The sequence below is a fragment of the Kribbella sp. NPDC058245 genome (genome assembly GCF_042882005.1).
Lineage (GTDB): Bacteria > Actinomycetota > Actinomycetes > Propionibacteriales > Kribbellaceae > Kribbella.
The window spans coordinates 214,875-231,161 of the sequence record NZ_JBHVWY010000005.1; the positions used below are offsets into that span (position 1 = coordinate 214,875).

17 protein-coding genes are annotated in these 16,287 nt (G+C 67.6%); 8 read left to right on the forward strand and 9 right to left on the reverse strand.

Translation table 11 applies throughout. From position 1 onward, the window contains the following. Window positions 1-30 precede the first annotated feature (30 nt). The gene (locus ACFVWG_RS13250; RefSeq protein WP_391543474.1) at window positions 31-1,020 is read left to right on the forward strand and encodes an SMP-30/gluconolactonase/LRE family protein; all 990 of its coding nucleotides are present in this window, start codon (window positions 31-33) and stop codon (window positions 1,018-1,020) included. A gap of 7 nt (window positions 1,021-1,027) precedes the next feature. Here the strand turns inward: ACFVWG_RS13250 and ACFVWG_RS13255 are convergent, their stop codons facing one another. Both ACFVWG_RS13255 and ACFVWG_RS13260 read right to left on the reverse strand, forming a co-directional pair. Continuing rightward, window positions 1,028-1,321 carry an HU family DNA-binding protein gene (locus ACFVWG_RS13255; RefSeq protein WP_132168503.1) on the reverse strand — a complete coding sequence of 98 codons (294 nt, stop codon included), beginning with the start codon at window positions 1,319-1,321 and terminating at the stop codon, window positions 1,028-1,030. Window positions 1,322-1,436: 115 nt separating this feature from the next. Further along, the gene (locus tag ACFVWG_RS13260; protein ID WP_391543475.1) at window positions 1,437-2,216 is read right to left on the reverse strand and encodes a phytanoyl-CoA dioxygenase family protein; all 780 of its coding nucleotides are present in this window, start codon (window positions 2,214-2,216) and stop codon (window positions 1,437-1,439) included. Between the two features lie 71 nt (window positions 2,217-2,287). Here ACFVWG_RS13260 and ACFVWG_RS13265 point away from each other — a divergent pair, with 71 nt between their 5' ends. From ACFVWG_RS13265 to ACFVWG_RS13275, 3 genes are all read left to right on the forward strand, one after another. Beyond that, entirely contained in the window at window positions 2,288-3,091 is an 804-nt protein-coding gene (locus ACFVWG_RS13265) for a helix-turn-helix domain-containing protein (protein ID WP_391543476.1), read from the forward strand. 82 nt (window positions 3,092-3,173) lie between these two features. After that, entirely contained in the window at window positions 3,174-4,178 is a 1,005-nt protein-coding gene (locus tag ACFVWG_RS13270) for an LCP family protein (RefSeq protein WP_391543477.1), read from the forward strand. Window positions 4,179-4,182: 4 nt separating this feature from the next. Next, window positions 4,183-4,746 (forward strand): DUF1990 family protein, encoded by a 564-nt coding sequence (locus tag ACFVWG_RS13275; RefSeq protein WP_391543478.1) that lies wholly within the window; start codon window positions 4,183-4,185, stop codon window positions 4,744-4,746. On the opposite strand, the gene ACFVWG_RS13280 is transcribed toward ACFVWG_RS13275, so the two are convergent. Together ACFVWG_RS13280 and ACFVWG_RS13285 are read right to left on the reverse strand one after the other, a co-directional pair. Further along, on the reverse strand, window positions 4,712-6,274 hold the full coding sequence (locus tag ACFVWG_RS13280) for an alpha/beta hydrolase (RefSeq protein WP_391543479.1): 1,563 nt from the start codon (window positions 6,272-6,274) through the stop codon (window positions 4,712-4,714). The genes ACFVWG_RS13275 and ACFVWG_RS13280 overlap by 35 nt on opposite strands. Window positions 6,275-6,353: 79 nt before the next feature. Continuing rightward, window positions 6,354-7,916 carry an alpha/beta hydrolase gene (locus tag ACFVWG_RS13285; RefSeq protein ID WP_391543480.1) on the reverse strand — a complete coding sequence of 521 codons (1,563 nt, stop codon included), beginning with the start codon at window positions 7,914-7,916 and terminating at the stop codon, window positions 6,354-6,356. A 183-nt stretch (window positions 7,917-8,099) separates the two neighbouring features. On the opposite strand from ACFVWG_RS13285, the gene ACFVWG_RS13290 reads away from it, so the two are divergent. Further along, window positions 8,100-8,705 (forward strand): hypothetical protein, encoded by a 606-nt coding sequence (locus ACFVWG_RS13290; protein ID WP_391543481.1) that lies wholly within the window; start codon window positions 8,100-8,102, stop codon window positions 8,703-8,705. Here the strand turns inward: ACFVWG_RS13290 and ACFVWG_RS13295 are convergent. From ACFVWG_RS13295 to ACFVWG_RS13310, 4 genes are read right to left on the reverse strand one after another with little or no spacing between them, the layout of a single operon-like run. Next, on the reverse strand, window positions 8,695-10,119 hold the full coding sequence (locus ACFVWG_RS13295) for an FGGY family carbohydrate kinase (protein ID WP_391543482.1): 1,425 nt from the start codon (window positions 10,117-10,119) through the stop codon (window positions 8,695-8,697). The genes ACFVWG_RS13290 and ACFVWG_RS13295 overlap by 11 nt on opposite strands. Beyond that, the gene (locus ACFVWG_RS13300) at window positions 10,106-11,503 is read right to left on the reverse strand and encodes a trehalose-6-phosphate synthase (RefSeq protein WP_391543483.1); all 1,398 of its coding nucleotides are present in this window, start codon (window positions 11,501-11,503) and stop codon (window positions 10,106-10,108) included. Before ACFVWG_RS13300 ends, ACFVWG_RS13295 begins: the two co-directional genes overlap by 14 nt. An 8-nt stretch (window positions 11,504-11,511) precedes the next feature. Continuing rightward, complete coding sequence (locus tag ACFVWG_RS13305; RefSeq protein WP_391543484.1) at window positions 11,512-12,510, reverse strand: Gfo/Idh/MocA family protein; 999 nt, start codon at window positions 12,508-12,510, stop codon at window positions 11,512-11,514. Further along, the gene (locus ACFVWG_RS13310) at window positions 12,501-13,904 is read right to left on the reverse strand and encodes an amidase (protein WP_391543485.1); all 1,404 of its coding nucleotides are present in this window, start codon (window positions 13,902-13,904) and stop codon (window positions 12,501-12,503) included. Before ACFVWG_RS13310 ends, ACFVWG_RS13305 begins: the two co-directional genes overlap by 10 nt. Window positions 13,905-14,051: 147 nt before the next feature. On the opposite strand from ACFVWG_RS13310, the gene ACFVWG_RS13315 reads away from it, so the two are divergent. From ACFVWG_RS13315 to otsB, 3 genes are read left to right on the forward strand one after another with little or no spacing between them, the layout of a single operon-like run. Next, window positions 14,052-14,357 (forward strand): DUF3263 domain-containing protein, encoded by a 306-nt coding sequence (locus ACFVWG_RS13315; RefSeq protein WP_391543486.1) that lies wholly within the window; start codon window positions 14,052-14,054, stop codon window positions 14,355-14,357. 2 nt (window positions 14,358-14,359) lie between these two features. Then, window positions 14,360-14,974: a LytR C-terminal domain-containing protein gene (locus ACFVWG_RS13320; RefSeq protein ID WP_391543487.1), complete on the forward strand. Its 615-nt coding sequence runs from the start codon at window positions 14,360-14,362 to the stop codon at window positions 14,972-14,974. Then, complete coding sequence (gene otsB, locus ACFVWG_RS13325; RefSeq protein ID WP_391543488.1) at window positions 14,971-15,804, forward strand: trehalose-phosphatase; 834 nt, start codon at window positions 14,971-14,973, stop codon at window positions 15,802-15,804. Before ACFVWG_RS13320 ends, otsB begins: the two co-directional genes overlap by 4 nt. On the opposite strand, the gene ACFVWG_RS13330 is transcribed toward otsB, so the two are convergent. Continuing rightward, the gene (locus tag ACFVWG_RS13330; RefSeq protein WP_391543489.1) at window positions 15,770-16,237 is read right to left on the reverse strand and encodes a hypothetical protein; all 468 of its coding nucleotides are present in this window, start codon (window positions 16,235-16,237) and stop codon (window positions 15,770-15,772) included. The two genes, otsB and ACFVWG_RS13330, sit on opposite strands and share 35 nt — an antisense overlap. Between the last annotated feature and the right edge of the window lie 50 nt (window positions 16,238-16,287).

Here is a 16,287-nt window from a genome sequence, read left to right on the forward strand (position 1 = left end):
ATGAGACCCCTGATCAGGAGGACCCCGCCCATGTCACACCTTGTCCGCCGGCTGGCATTACTCGCCGGCGTACCCGCTCTGCTGCTCGGTCTGGCCGGCGCCCCGGCCGCGACGGCGGCTCCCCACAACCCCAGTTTCCCCGACCGGATCGAGCTGCCGGCCGGATTCCAGCCCGAAGGCATCGCGATCGCCCGCGGCACGGCGTACTTCGGCTCCCGCGCGGACGGCGACATCTACGCCGCCGACCTGCGTACCGGCACCGGCAAGGTGATCAGCCAGGGTCCGGGCACCGGATCCCTCGGGATGAAGATCGACAACCAGGGCCGGCTGTTCGTGGCCGGCGCGGCCGGCGGTGACGGCCGGGTGATCGACACCCGGACCGGTCGCGTGCTCGCGAGCTACAAGTTCACCACCGCGACGCCGACGTTCGTGAACGACGTCATCCTGAGCAAGGACGCGGCGTGGTTCACCGACTCGACCCAGCCGGTCTTCTACAAGGTGCCGCTCGGCCGGAGCGGCAAGCTGCCGGCCAAGGCCGAGACCATCGCGCTGACCGGCGACTATCAGCACCTGCCCGGCAACAACGCCAACGGCATCTCGCTGACGCCGGACGGCCGGGCGCTGATCATGGTGCAGTCCTCGACCGGCTTCCTGCTCCGCGTCGACCCGCGGACCGGTGTGGCCGCGAAGGTCGATCTGGGCGGCGCCCTGATGACGAACGGTGACGGTCTGCTGCTGAGCGGCACGACCCTGTACGTCGTTCAGAACCGGCTCAACAAGATCGCGGTGGTCGATCTGAATGCGGCCGGGACGAAGGGCACGGTGCAGCGCGAGATCACCAGCACCGACTTCGACGTACCGACCACGGCCGCGGCTTTCGGGGACCGGCTCTACCTGCCGAACGCCCGGTTCACCACTCCGCCGACCGCGACCACGCCGTACTGGGTGACCGCGGTGCCGACGAGCGTGAAGCACTCCGCCGACGACGGTGAGTGCGACCAGATCAGGTTCTTGAAGTAGAGACAGTTCAGGAGATCGTCCGGAGGTCGCCGCGGGCGGCGGCCTTCAGACGGCTCCCGCACGACAGCCGGACGGAGTAGCCGGCCGGGATCGACAGCGGTTCACCGGTCTGCGGGTTGCGGCCGGTCCGCGGCGCGCGCATGACGCGTTCGATGCTCAGCAGGCCGGTGAGGGAGACCTTGTCGCCCTTGTGCACGGCCTCGGTGACCACGTCACCGAGCGCGTCGAGGACCCGCTCGGCCTGGTTCCGCGGGATACCCGCCTTCTGCGCCAACCCGGCGACCAACTCGTTGCGGTTCACGGCTCTCCTCACACCACTCGACTGACTGACGGTTCGTCCGGAACCTTAACCGAAATGATTGTCGTTAGCGAGAAGCTATCCGCATTCCGGTCAAAATCAGCCTGCCGAGCCTGGTTCAGAGCCCGTCGCGGTCGTGCCAGTGGTGCTGCCAGCGGGCGTCGATGGCGTCCTCGGCCCGCTGGTAGCGGATGTCGGTGGACAGGCGCATCCCGTCCGAGACGTTGTCCAGCGCCGCGTGGATGGTGTGAGCGGTGTGGATGACCACATCCCCTGCCGCGTAGTCGGTGACGAGCCAGTTGGCGTCGTACTGCTCGGCCAGAGCGGGCAGATCGGCAGTGATCGAGGCAGCAGGCCGTTTCAGGGTGCCCGCGGCCTCCTCTGCGCGCACTCGGTGATGACTGCCCTCCAGATAGGCCAGACCGCCGAGGCTCACCGGGCACTCGCCCAACGGAATCCATGCCGACAGCACCTGATCGCTGCCGCCGCGCAGGTAGACCAGGTCGTAGTGCGCCTGGGTTGCGGTGCCGATGCCGTTCTCACCCGGAGCGGTCTGCCGGATGATCTTCCGGCGATGCAGAAACGGCTCCCCGTCCAGGAACCACCCGAACCACCCCTTCAGCAGCGCACAGAAAGCGGCGTACTCCGGTCCTGGCACGATCTGCTCGAACAAAGTGCTCCGGTACGACGCTCGGTCGGTGGCGGCGCCGGTGAGCTCGAAGTAGTACCTCCGGAAGTCCAGCACGTCCTGTGGATCCAGCAGCCCACGGAGCAGCAGATACCCGTCCTCCTGCAGTCGTTGGCGCAGTACCGGCAGGTCAGTCCGCTCCTGATCCGGTACGGCGATCAGCTCGCCGAGGTGTCGTTCGTCCAGCACGTATCCGTTGGATGTCAGCACGTCGACAATTCGACACTCCCTGCGGATGGGGCGGAATGGACACGGCGGAGTACTTCTTGGACTCTTGTGACATGCCGAACTGGGCTACTTACCTGACACCCGGCCCTGCCGAGCAACAACTTGGACTCTTCTGCCTCGGCGTGGGTGAGCAGGTCAACCAGCCCGTACCGGCACCGGAGCGTGCGCTGGGCTGTCACGCACTGGTCTGGATCAAAGAGGGCCGAGGTCAACTCCTGCACGGCGCGGACCGCCAGCTGTACGAGGTGCAGGCGCCCGCGATGCTGTGGCTCTACCCGGGCGTTCTGCACGGCTACCGGCCTGCCACGCGCTGGCGGCAGCTATGGGTGCTGTTCGGCGGTACGGCGACCACTGGGCTCACCGCGCTCGGGCATCTGGACCAGAGCCGCCCGGTCAGCCAGTACGCCGATGCCAGGCCGGTCGACCGTGCGTTCAGTCGACTACTCCGAATCGCCAGCGCACACAACGCCGTACAGACGGCTGGTGCGTTGTATGACCTGCTCGGGGAGGCTGCAGCGCCGGACGAACAGGGCGTGGCGGAGCGGCTCGCTGCGCTCGCGTGCATGGTGGCGTCCATCCAGGACTACGCAACGGAGCTGGGGCTCACAGTGAAGGAGCTGCGCGAGTCTGTACGGCGTGAGGCCGGGGTGACGCCGCAAGAGCTCGTGCTGCGGACTCGATTGAGTACGGCGAAGGCTCTGCTCGCGGAGGAGGAGTTGTCGGTCGCTGCGGTAGCCAGACGGGTCGGGTACGAGGATCCGGCGTACTTCAGCAGGCTGTTCACTGCGCGTACCGGCGAGTCACCGCGCGCGTTCCGGCGGTCTGGTTCGTTTCCAGGGCCGATTTCCTCCTTCTGAAGGAGGCGGCCGCTACTTTCAGACCGCTAGATTCGTTCACTGGAGTGACGTGTGGAGCCGCGGGCACCGATACCGTTCAGGTATGAGTCAACCGCAGCCCATGGACCAGCGCTACGCACGTCGGCCGAAGAAGCGGAAGAACTGGTTTCTGAGGACGCTGGGGCTTCTCATCCTGCTCTTCGTGCTGATGCTGATCGCCGTCCCGCTCTATGCCTGGAGCCGGATCGAAAAGGTCGACGCGATGCCCACCGGGACCAGGCCGGCCGCCACGTCCGGTACGACGTACCTGATGGTCGGTTCGGACGGCCGCGAGAACCTGAGCCGGGCCGAGCGCGCTCGCCTGCACACGGGGAAGGCATCTGGGTCGCGCACGGACTCGATCATGATCATGCACGTCCCGGAGTCCGGTCCGACCGTGCTGGTCAGCATCCCGCGCGACAGCGTCCTCACTGTGCCGGGCTACGGCAAGCAGAAGGTGAACGCGGCCTTCGCGCTCGGCAAGGGCAATCCGGCCTTGCTGATCAAGACTCTGGAGACCAAGACAGGCCTGCGCATCGACCACTACGTCGAGATCGGCTTCAGCGGCTTCGCCTCCGTCATCGACAGCGTCGGCGGGATCAACATGTGCTTGCCGAAGGCACTGAACGACGACAAGGCGCACATCAACCTGAAGGCCGGCTGCCAGGACCTGGACGGTGTGACGGCGCTGGGCTACGTGCGCTCGCGGCACGCGGACGGCAAGAACGACTTCGGCCGGGTCGAGCGGCAGCGGCAGATGGTCGGCGCGGTCGGCAAGAAGGCGACGTCGCCGTCGACGTTCCTCAACCCGGTCCGCTACTTCAACGTCGCGACCAAGGGTGTGGACGCGCTCACCGTCGACAAGGACATGAGCCTGTTCGACTTCATCAAGTTCGCCCGCGGCATGCGTGCGGTCTCCGGTAGCGGTGGCATCACGCTGACCGTGCCGATCGGTGACGACAGCGTGCGGGTCGGTAGCGGGATCGGTGTCGGATGGGACGAGGCCAAGGCGAAGGCGCTGTTCACTGCGATCAAGTCCGGCAAGACCAGCGGTCTGAAGAGCAGCTGACCTGATGCGCCTCGATGATCTGCCCCAACTGCACTTCACGTACGACGTAGTCGGTTCCACCCGGTTCGACAAGACTCCGCCCGGTTACCACCGGCTGGAGCACCGGGCCCGCCTTGGCGACGGCGATGAGGTGTTCCAGCGGGCAGGTGAGGCCCTGCTGGCCTGGCGGATGCACCGGCTCGCCGGACTGCCGTTCACTGCAGACGGTACGGCGGCAATCGGTGTGAACGCGTTGGGGCGGCTCGGGCCCGGCATGGTGATCGGCCGGCTGCGGACCGCCGTACCGATCGGGCTTGTGGGGCTGGCGATTCCCTGCCGGGTGGTGTGGACCGTGGACGAGCCGGACCGGATCGGGTTTGCGTACGGGACGCTGGAAGGGCATCCGGAGTCCGGTGAGGAGTCCTTCGTGGTGACGCGGGAGTCCGACGGCGTCTACTTCACCGTGACCGCCTACAGCCGTGCGGCGGCCTGGTACGCCCGTCTGGGCGGACCGGCCACGCGCACGCTGCAGGGGCTTGCTGCTAAGCGTTATTTCAACGCACTAAGGCGGCTCGCGACTTCGCGATAGGCGCCTTCAGTGCCGCCGGGGTCGGTACCGGCAGGGCGTGGCCCGGTACCGACAGGTCGCCAGGCGGGAGCTCGCCGGTGAGCAGATACTTCGTGCCGATGGCGTTCACTGCGGTGTTCACCATGGACTGTGGGTTGGCGAAGACGCAGTGCGCACCGGAGTCCCGTTCGGTCACCAGAACCGAGCTCCGCAACACCTTGTGCAGCTTCAGAGCGCCGGAGTACGGCGTAGCCGGGTCGCCGACGGTGTTGAACATCAGAATCCCGGGCAGCCCTCGGCCGGTGATCTTGATCGGCGCGTGGTCCGGCACGGGCCAGTTACGGCAGACGCTGCCGGTGATCCACATGTTGTCCCAGGCGACCGGGGAGACCTTCGCGATCCGGGCGGCATCTCGCTCGTAGGTGGCCTTGCTGTGCGACCACTTCGAGTCGCCGCAGATCACCGCGCTGAAGCTCGCGGTGAAGCGCTCGGCCTGAGCGCTGGTGCTCGGGGTGGCGAAGTCGACCAGCCCGCTGTCGTCACCGCCGACCACGTAGGCGCTCAGCACCTGCGTGAACGGGATCCAGAGCTCGTCGGCGGTCATGACTCCGAAGGTGGCGCCGAGGAACTCGTGGGCACCGACGGCACCATGCGGCTTGGCACGGAAGTCGGCCAGCGTCTTGTTCCAGTTGGCGCGGACTGCGCGCACCGTGGTGCCCAGGTGGAACACCGCGTCGTACTTGGCCACCCAGCCGAGGTAGCTGTTGAGCCGCTTCGGGAACGCGAGGTCCTGGGATAGCGCCATCTTGTAGAAGAGGTCAGGTGGGGTGGGGTCGACGTTGCCGTCCAGGATCATCCGGCCGACCCGCTGCGGGAACAGTTCGGTGTACACCGCGCCGAGATAGGTGCCGTAGGAGAAGCCGAGGTAGTTGAGCTTCTGCTCGCCCAAGGAGGCCCGGACGCGGTCCATGTCCCGAGCGACGCTGTCGGTGCCGAGGTACGGCAACAGTGCGCCGGCCTTGGCGCCACAGCCGTCCGCGTAGCCGTCCCACAGCTTCCACAGCGCGTCGCGGCTGGCCGGAGCATCCGGATCCGGTTGCGGGACCGGGAAGTAGTCCGGAGCCGCGCAACTGATAGCCCCGCTGTGCCGGACTCCCCGCGGGTCGAAGCCGATCACGTCGTACGCGTCCAGTACGGCGGGCTCCAGCGGCGTGAAGCCGGTCTCGTCGGGCGTGGCGACGTAGCCGGCCATGATCACGCCGCTACCACCCGGGCCGCCAGGGTTGACGACCAGCGAACCCAGGCGCTTGGACGGGTTGTTGGCGGCGTGCTTGGTGACCAGCAACGGGATGGTCGCACCGGACGGCTGCTGGTAGTCGACAGGCACCTGCAACGTCGCGCAGGTCAGCGTGGGGTAGTTCTGAGCGACGTCGTCCGGGCACGCCCCGAACACGAGTGGACTCGGTGGCGGCGGTCCGGCCACCGCGGGAACTGCCGGAGTGATCAGCGCCAAAGCGACCACGGTGACGACGGGAAGACGAGCACGCATGCGGAGTACCCCCAGGGTGTGAATGCGATACCGCCACACCCTGCCCGGCGGCGGGGGACGCCCGCCGGGCCTGTCCGGTTCATGCCAGCGGCGACACCTTCACGATGGGAGCCTTCAGTGCGGCCGCGGTCGGTACTGGGATCGCGTGGCCCGGGATCGAGATGTCGGCCGGTGGCAGCACTCCGGTCAACAGGTACTTCGTGCCGATGTCGTTCGCTGCTGTGTTCACCATGACCCGTGTGTTGCCGAAGACGCAGTGCTTGCCGGAGTCCTGTTCAGTCACGAGAACTGAGCTGCGCAAGACCTTGTGCAGCTTCAAGGCACCGGCGTACGGCGTGGCCGGGTCGCCGACGCTGTTGAACATCAGAATGCCGGGCAGTCCGCGGCCGGAGATCTGGACCGGTGGGTGGTTCGGCACGGGCCAGTTGCGGCAGGCGCTGCCGTTGACCCAGATGTTGTCCCACGCGAACTGGGCGACCTTCGAGAGCCGGTCCCCGTCCCGCTCGTAGCGGGCCTTGCTCGCCGGCCAGAACGAGTCGACGCAGACCACCGCGTTGAAAGCCGCGGTCGCTTGCTCGCCCTCAGCGCTGGTGTCCGGCGCGGCGAACTCGACCAGTGCGCTGTCGTCGCCGCCGATCGCATAGCTGCTGAGTGCTCGGCCGAAGGCGATCCAGATCGTCTCCGAGTACATCGCGCCGACCGCGAGGGTGATCAGTTCGTGGCTACCGACCGCTCCGTGTGGCGTGGTGCGGAAGTCGGTCAGTGTCTTGTCCCACCGGGCGCGGACCACCTCGACAGTGCTGCCGAGGTGGAACACCGCGTCGTACTTGGCCAGCCAGCCGAGGTAGCTGTCGAACCGCTTCTGGAAGGCAACTGACTGAGCCAGTCCGGCCTGGTACCAAAGGTCAGCCGGTGTCGGGTCGAGGTTGCCGTCCAGGATCATCCGGCCGACCCGCTGCGGGAACAGAGCGGTGTACACCGAACCCAGGTAGGTGCCGTAGGAGAAGCCGACGTAGTTGAGCTTCTGCTCGCCCAGAGCGGCTCGGATCCGGTCCATGTCCCGAGCGACGTTGTCGGTGCCGAGATGCGCCAGCAGCGCGCCGGCCCTGGCGCCGCAAGCGTCGGCGTAGCCGCTCCACAGGTTCCACAGGGCGTCGCGGTTCTCCGGTGCAGCCGAATCGGGCTGCGGAGTGGGAAAGTACGTCGGTTCCGTGCAGCTGATCGGCGCACTGTGCGCGACACCACGCGGGTCGAAGCCGATCACGTCGTACGCGTCCAGTACGGCGGGCTGCAGCCGGGTGAAGCCAGTGCCGTCAGCACGGGTGAGGATGCCGATGTAGTCCGCGCCACCACCACCCGGACCGCCCGGGTTCACCAGGAGAGCGCCCAGCCGCTTGGACGGGTCTTTGGCGGCATGTTTCGTCACCAGCAGCGGCAGAGTCGCGCCGTACGGGCGCTTGTAGTCGACGGGCACCTGCAAGGTGGCACAGGTCAGTGCGGGGTAAGGCTGTGCGATATCGGCCGGGCACGCACCGAAGACCAGTGGATCCGGTGCATGTCCGGCCGGGGAGGCGACCGCTGGAGCGGCCGGTGCGACCAGGGCGAGTGCCGCGGCCAGAGCGATGGGCAGGCGGAAACGCATCGAAGTACCCCCTTGAGCGTGGTGACTGGCCAATCTAGACGCTGCGCACGGACGCGTGCCGGGTCCGTTCGGTTCGTGCCGGACCGAACCTTTTTGTCTGGACGAAAAGGCGAACTCTTTGGGCAGATCGGTAGTCGAAGGTGGTGCGCGGCCAGGGTGGAGGCGCAGAGGGGAACCACGAAAATGAAGCGGTACGGAATTGTGGCGGGTGCGGTCTCCGGGGTTGCGGCACTGGCCGGCGCGGGGGCGCTCTTCCTGGGCGGCGCGCTGCAGAGTGACGCGGCCGAGCAGCAGGTGACGGCGGCGCAGGCGGCGCCGATCAGCTTTGTGATGCGGAACTTCGAGAAGAAGAGCGACGGCAAGTACATCTCGCACGCGAAGCTGCCGAAGACCTGGAAAGAGTCCAAGGTCGCTCCGCACGAGACCCGGTTCGACGACACGGCGAACAACCGGATGATCCGGTTCAACACCTGGCTCGGCCCGACCACCACGCGGTCGCAGCTGAACCGGAAGATCGCGTCGCTGAAGGGCACGCCGGGACTGAAGATCGTTGCCGCGTCCACCGTCAGGGGCACCTCGACCGTCGGGCAGAACCCGGTCCGGGTCAGCACCGTCGTCTATACCTACACGAGCGGCAAGACGACCCGCTGGGTCGCCACCCGCTATGTCTCCCTCAAGGGTCACGTCGGCGCCGACGCCGAGATCACTGTGGGCGGGACGCCGGCGCAGAACAAGATCCTGAGCAACGTCCTCGAGACCGCGACTCAGACGCTCAGCATCACGCCGTAGTGCTCGCTTGGACGGCGAGAGCTCGCAGGGATTCGTAGCGGGGGCGCAGGGCGGCCACGCGGGCTAGGTCGTCGGGGGATGGGTCCAGGTGCTCGCCACCTGGTTGGGGGGACAGACCGAGGGCTACTGCGGCGGCGCCGCGGCAGCCGACCTCGGGCTCGGCGCAGACGTCAGTGGGGCGGGCGAAGGTGGCGGTGAGACATCGCCGCCACCACGCCGAGGCGTCGATGCCACCGCCGCCGAGCACCACGGACAGCTTGTGGCCGAACAGCTCGTCCAGCATGCGCAGACCGCGATCCACCTCGAGTGAGACGCCCTGCAGAGATGCCGCGAGCAGTGTTTCGGCGGAGTCATCGAACGACAGACCGAAGTAGACGCCAGAACCACCAGGCACGGTCGCCGGGGGCCGAGTGCCGGCTTGGAACGGTACGGCGATCACCTGGGACGCGCCGATCAGTTCAGTGGTCGGCTCCGAGTGTTCGAGCCGCAGTACGTCGGTCAGCCACGCGTGCATGTTTCCGGCGGCCGAGAACGCCATACCGGTCACTGCACGCTTGTCGTCGACCCGGTAGCGCCAGAGGTCCCACGGGAGCTCGGGAGCGTTGTCGATCGGGTGCACGACGCGCACGGCGGCCGACGTACCGACTGTGACTGCTGCGGTCCCGGAGTCATAAGCGCCGGTGCCGACGTTGGAGGCAGCACCGTCGCCGGTCGGTGGATGCACCGGTACGCCGACCAGTCCGGGCCAGCGTCGTGCGTATTCGGTCGACAGATGTCCGGTCCACCCGGTGGGCACGATCGGCGGCAGGCGGTCGGCCTTCACGCCCGCGATCGCCAGGGCCTCGTCGTCGTACTCACCGGTGGCCAGGTTGAGTGTGCCGGTGCCGGATGCGACGGAGACCGAGGTGACTCGCTCTCCGGTCAGCCGCTCGATCACCAGGTCGGGGAGACCGGCGAAACTGGCAGGGCTGGTTTCGGCAAGCAGCCAAGGGATGCGGCGCGTCCAGTAGAGCCGGTGCAGCCAGCTGCCGGTGCGCGCGTGGAAGGCCTTCTCGTCGAACGACGAGCCCAGATCGAGGTCAATCGAGCGAGTGTCCGCCCAGGTGATCACTGGCGTCAGTGCGGCGCCGTGACTGTCCAAGGCGACGACTGAGTGCCACTGTGTCGACAGGACGATCGCCTGGATGTCTGTGAGGTGACCGTTCTGCTCCAGCTCGTCCAGACAGCCCAGCAGACCCTCGACGTACTCATGCAGGTCCAGCACTGCGGAGCCGTCATGCCCGTACGTCGGACTGATCTTGTGCCGGGCCAGTGCACCCGGCACCGGTGACGCGTCTGCGGCGGTCAGGACCAGTGCGCGGGCGGACGACGTACCGAGGTCGAGCGCGAGGATCCGGCCGTCAGTCCTCGGCATGCAGCGCCTTGAGGAAGGTGGCGGCCCACAGGTTCACGTCGTGAGCGGCCAGGTGCTTGCGCATCGCCTTCATCCGGCGGCCGAGCTGGCGGTCGTCGGTGTTCATGGCGTCGACGATGGTGTCCTTCATGCCGTTGATGTCATGGGGGTTCACCAGGAACGCCTGACGGAACTCGTCGGCCGCACCGGCGAATTCGCTCAGCACCAGCGCGCCAGTGTCGTCGTACCGGGTCGCGACGTACTCCTTGGCGACCAGGTTCATGCCGTCGCGCAGTGGGGTCACCACGGCGACATCCGCGGCCCGGAACAGCGCAGCCATCTCGGTCCGCGAGTACGACGTGTGCAGGTAGTTGATGGCCGGAGTGCCGATCCGGCCGTGCTCACCGTTGATGCGGCCGACCAGCAGCTCGATCTCGTCGCGCAGCACACGGTACTGCTCCACGCGCTCCCGGGACGGCGTCGCCACCTGCACGAAGACCGCCTCGTCGACAGAGATGCGCTTCTCGTCCAGGAGCTCACCGAACGCACGCAGGCGCTGGCGGATGCCCTTGGTGTAGTCGAGCCGGTCGACGCCCAGCAGGATGTGGGCCGGGTTGCCGACCTCGTCGCGGATCTCACGCGCCCGCTGCTCGGTCTCCGGCTTGCGGGCCAGGTCCTCCAGCTCACCGACGTCGATCGAGATCGGGAACGCCTTGGCGCGCACCACGCGGTCGTCCGGGAGGTGGATGCGGTCGCCGCGGGTCCGCAGGCCCATCCGGTTGCGGGCGAGCCGCGCGAAGTTGGAGGCGGCGCCGGGACGCTGAAAACCGACCAGGTCCGCGCCCATCAGGCCGTCGAGGATCTGCCGGCGCCAGGGCATCTGGGCGAACAGCTCGGTGGGCGGGAACGGGATGTGCAGGAAGAACCCGATCCGGACGTCCGGACGGAGCCGCCGCAGCATCGCGGGCACCAGCTGCAGCTGGTAGTCGTGCACCCAGACGTCAGCACCGTCGTCGGCAGCCTCTGCGGCCGCTTCGGCGAACCGGCGGTTCACTGCGACGTAGGACTCCCACCACTCGCGGTGGAACTCCGGTGCGACGATCACATCGTGGTAAAGCGGCCAGAGCGTCGCATTCGAGAAGCCCTCGTAGTACAGCTCCACGTCCTCGGCCGTGAGCATCACCGGAACCAGGTGCATCCCGTCGTTGTCGAACGGGTCCACCTTCTCGTCGGCGCTGCCGGTCCAGCCGATCCACGCGCCTTCGTGCGCCTGCATCACCGGGTGCAGGGCGGTCACCAGACCGCCTGGGCTGCGGCGCCACGCCGTACTGCCGTCGGGCATCTCGATTCGGTCGACAGGCAGCCGGTTGGCCACCACTACGAAGGAACTTCGTCCGTCGGGCATGTTTGATGTCATCCAGTCAGGTCGTCATCGTCACCGGGGTAGCGGACCCCGATCTGGCTCCGTGTCTCGTCGAGCAGTTCGAGAATCTCGAGCGTTCCGGTGTGCGGCAGCGCAGGCACCTCGATGTGCCCAGCACGCAGCGCATCCATCACGGCGGTGGCTTCGTAGTGGTACCCAAGCCCATGCGCCGGTACGTCGATGCGCTCCGCTCCGGCAGCCGTGTGCCGGACGTAGTACTCGGGGTGGTGGAAGCGGTGTGGCAGCTGCAGGCTGCCCTCAGGACCGCTCACTGACGCCACCCAGGGGTTCTGCGACTTCAGGCCGCAGGTGAGGGCCGCGACCGCACCGGAGTCGTAGCGCCAGGCCATGGCGACGTTCAGGTCGATGTTGTCCTCGTTGAGGGACGCCACCGCCTTCACCTCGGCCGGGCGGCCCAGCGCCATGTAGGCGAACGTCATCGGGTAGATGCCGCCGTCCATCAGCGAGCCGCCGCCCAGCGCCGGGTCCAGCAGCCGGGCGGGCAGCGAAGGCTTGTGGAAGGCGAAGTCCGCGACAACCTGCTGCGGCTCACCGATCACTCCGGTGGCCAGATCCGCGAAGAGAGCCTGGATGACCGGGTTGGTCCGCATCCACATGGCCTCTGCGAACAGCGTCTTGTGCTCGGCGGCGACAGCGATCAGATCGTGGGCCTGAGGCGCTGTCAGCGTCACCGGCTTCTCGCACAGCACCGCGATACCGGCCTCGAGCGCCGTACGGGCGATCGCGTAGTGCTGGGGGTGCGGAGTGCCGATGTAGATCACGTCGACGGTGCCGGAGTCGATCAGCCGGCGGTAGTCGTCGTACGCGTGCTCGATGCCGTGCTCGGCAGCGAACCGGTCGGCGCTGTCCTGGGACCGCGAGGCGACGGCGGTCGCGACCGCGTCGTCGAGCAGCTTCAGATCACGCGTGAACGACGTGGAGATGTTGCCAGTAGCAACGATGCCCCATCTGACACGATCTACAGCCACTGTGTGAACTCCGGGGTCGGGAACGGTCCGTTTTCCTTGATTCTGGCGGTTTCGAAGGCGTGAGCCAAGCGAATGAGCGTGGCGTCACCCCCGCCGGTCGTGCTGAACGTGATGCCGACGGGCAGGCCGCCGACGAGTCCGGAGGGGACGGAGATCAGCGGATAGCCGGCCAGCGCGGCATGTGAGGACGAACCGCCCATGACGTTGTCGCCGTTCACCAGGTCGATGCTCCAGGCCGGGGAGTACGACGGGCTGACCAGGGCGTCGAGCTGGTTGTCCCGGAGCATGTTGTCGATGCCGTCGCGGCCTGCGGCGAGCGCAGTGAGCCGGGAAGAGACGTAGGCGGGTGCATCGAGCCCTTCGGTGGCTGCTGAGCGCTCGAACAGCTCCTGGCCGAACCACTGGAGCTCCACGTCCGCGTGGGCCCGGTTGAAGGCGATGAGGTCGTCCAGCGTCTTCGGGCCGCCCGGAACGCGAGTGGCCAGGTACGCCGCCATGTCGATCTTCATCTCGTGGGCGAGCACGTTGAGCTGGTCCTCGTCACCACCTGGAGCCGGAAGTGAGAGGTGGTCGACCAGAGTGGCCCCACAGCGGCTGAGGAGCTCCAGCGCCTGCTCGGTGACGCGGTCCAGGCCGATCGAGTACCCCCACAGCGGACCACGCGGTACGCCGATGCGGACGTCGCTGAGGTCGTCACCGCGACAGTGCTCGGTGTAGTCGGTCCCACCACCTGTGAGCACGGTGAGCAGGGCTGCGGACTGCATGACGGTCTTGGTCATCGGACCGGCGGTGTCCTGCGAGTGCGAGATCGGGATGATGCCTTGCTGCGGGATGAGGCCCACTGTGGGCTTCAGACCGACGATGCCGCTCAGAGCGGCCGGACAGACGATCGAGCCGTTGGTCTCGGTGCCGATGGCGAAATCGGCGAGTCCGGCGGCCACTGCGACTCCGGAGCCGCTGGAGGAGCCGCCCGGAGAACGGTTGAGTGCATACGGGTTCCGGGTGAGGCCGCCGTACGCGCTCCAACCGGAGGAGGACGCAGAGCCGCGGAAGTTCGCCCACTCGCTCAGGTTGGTCTTGCCGAGGATCACACAGCCGGCTGCGCGCAGCCGCTGGATCAGAGGCGCGTCCTCTGGGGGAGGTGGTTGCTCAGCCAGTGCCAGTGAGCCGGCGGTGGTCGCCAGGCCGGCGGTGTCGATGTTGTCCTTGACCAGGATCGGGACGCCGTGCAGCGGACCGCGGACGCGACCTTGGTCACGCTCCGTGTCGAGTCGGACGGCGTCGGTGAGAGCGGCGGGGTTGGGCGTGCAGATGGCGTTGACCAGCGGGTCCACCTCACGGCTCCTGGCCTGCAGCTCTTCCACCAGCGCCTGGCTGGAAACAGTTGAGCTCACCCTCTGATCCTGCCAGAGTTACCCCTGCCCGGCCGCCCGCGTACGACACGCTCCGTGTCGTTCCACCGGTGAATGACATTGCTGTTGTTCGGCACGTAGAGTGGAACGCGGACGGACGATCACCGACCGCACAGGAGTCAGCAGCAGATGGACAGCGCCAACGCCAGCTCTTCCGAGCCCGCCGAAGCCGCGCCAGTGGTTGCCGGGCTTTCCGAGCGTGATGGACAGATCCTCGCCTTCGAGCGGCACTGGTGGAAGTACGCCGGCGCCAAGGAGCAGGCGATCCGGGACCAGTTCCAGATGTCCGCGACGCGGTACTACCAGGTTCTCAACGCGCTGATCGATCGGCCCGAGGCCCTGATGCACGACCCGCTGCTGGTGAAGCGCCTGCGCCGCTTGCGCGCCGCCCGCCAGCGCGCTCGCTCCGCACGTCGACTGGGTATCGAGGTCTGAGTATGCGCCGCCCCAAGGGCGACAAGGGCCAGGTGCTCTCGTCCCTGGTCGCTGTGGTTGCCGTCGTTGCCATTGTCGGCGGACTGCTGGTCCTGTTCGGCACGCGCGGGCATGAGAGCAGTGCGGACGAGCCGAAGACCACCAGTACGCCGAAGCCGTCCGCCAAGCCGTCTGGTGGGCCGTCGACGATCATCGCGAGCGTGCCGCCGCGCAAGCCGACCACAGCGCCGACCACTGCCCCCACCACGGCTCCGACGACGGTGCCGCCCACTACTGAGCCGCCGACCACTGGGCCGCCTGCGACGCAGCCTCCGGCCACTCAGCCCACGACTATTCCGACCGCTGAGCGGCCTGCCGCCGAGGTGTACAACAACACCCCGCGCAAGGGGCTGGCCGACCAGGTGGCCGGGCGTGCGCGGCAGGCCGGCTGGACTGTGTCCGGTGTGGACAACTGGCACGGCAAGGTCGTGGAGAGCACGGTCTACTACCCGCCGGGCATGGTGCAGGCGGCCAACCAGTTGGCTCGCGACCTCGGCGTCGGCCGGACCAAGCCGGCCCTGGACAACATGAAGATGGATCGCCTGACCGTGATCCTGACCTCGGACTACACCGGATGAGTACGCCGGTCATCCAGACCGACCTCGGTCACAGCGGCTGGCAGGCGATCGTCGCCGATCCGGCCAGTGCGGTGATCGCCTCCGACTTCGACGGCACGCTGTCCCCACTGGTCGAGGACCCGGCCCGCGCCCGTCCTGCTGACGGCGCACTCGACGCACTGGCCCGGCTGGCGCGTTCGGTGCGTCAGGTGGCCATCGTGACCGGCCGCCCGGCCCTGGTCGCCACAGAGCTCACTGGCGTCACCGGACATCCCGGGCTCGGCGGCCTCGTCGTACTGGGTCACTACGGCCTGGAGCAGTGGGAAGCGTCCACCGGCAAGATCACCAGCGACCCGGTCCCGGTCGGCGTCGCAGTGGCGCGTGAGCGGCTCCCTGAGCTGCTGAGCGTTGCTGGTGTTCCAGATGCCTTCGTGGAGGACAAAGAGAGCTCTCTGGCCGTCCACACGCGTCGCCTGGCCGATCCGACCGGCGCACTTGACCGACTCCGTACGCCGCTCGCCGAGCTGGCCGACGCGACCGAACTGCGCCTAGAGCCCGGCAACCTCGTCCTGGAGCTCCGCCCGCCCGGAATCGACAAGGGCGTCGCACTGCGCCGCCTGCTCGAGTCGACGGGCGCACGGTCGATCCTCTACGCCGGTGACGACCTCGGCGACCTCGCAGCCTTCCGAGCGGTCGACGAACACCGCAAGACCGGTCTGAACGCCGTACTGGTCGCTACTCGTTCCTCTGGCGCGGCTGAGCTGATCGCAGCCGCCGACATCGTCGTCGACGACCCGACCGGCGTCGTCACAGTCCTCACGGCCCTTTCGGACGCGATCGCAGCCCGCTGAACGCCTGCGTCACCGTCCGGCCGATCGGCTGCACCGGCCGCTCGACGTACCCACCGTCCTTCAGGCTGGCCATCCGCTCGAACGGATTCCGCGACGCCGGACACCCGGTGAGCAACCACGAGAAGACGACGCCGACGACGTACAAGGGCAACATCGGCAACCCCAGCAAGCAGAAGTACTGCCACGAGTGCCGCTCCTCGTGCTTGACCAGCAGCTCCCGGTCGAAGTAACTCACCGGGTGCTTGCTCAGCACCACGTTCCCGATCGTGAACGCTCCCGCCACCGGAAACCCGATCCGGTACCCGTTCGCGAAGAACAACCCCCGCGGCCCCCGACTCACCGTCGCCCGCCCCAGCTTCGCCACCAGCAACCCGGCAAACGTCGACAGGTTCACAAAGTTCCCCACCAACTTCACCCACTGCCACCCGGTCATACGCCTCAGTATGAGTTCTGTCGGTGGGGTGGGTAAGACTTGGTGGGTGG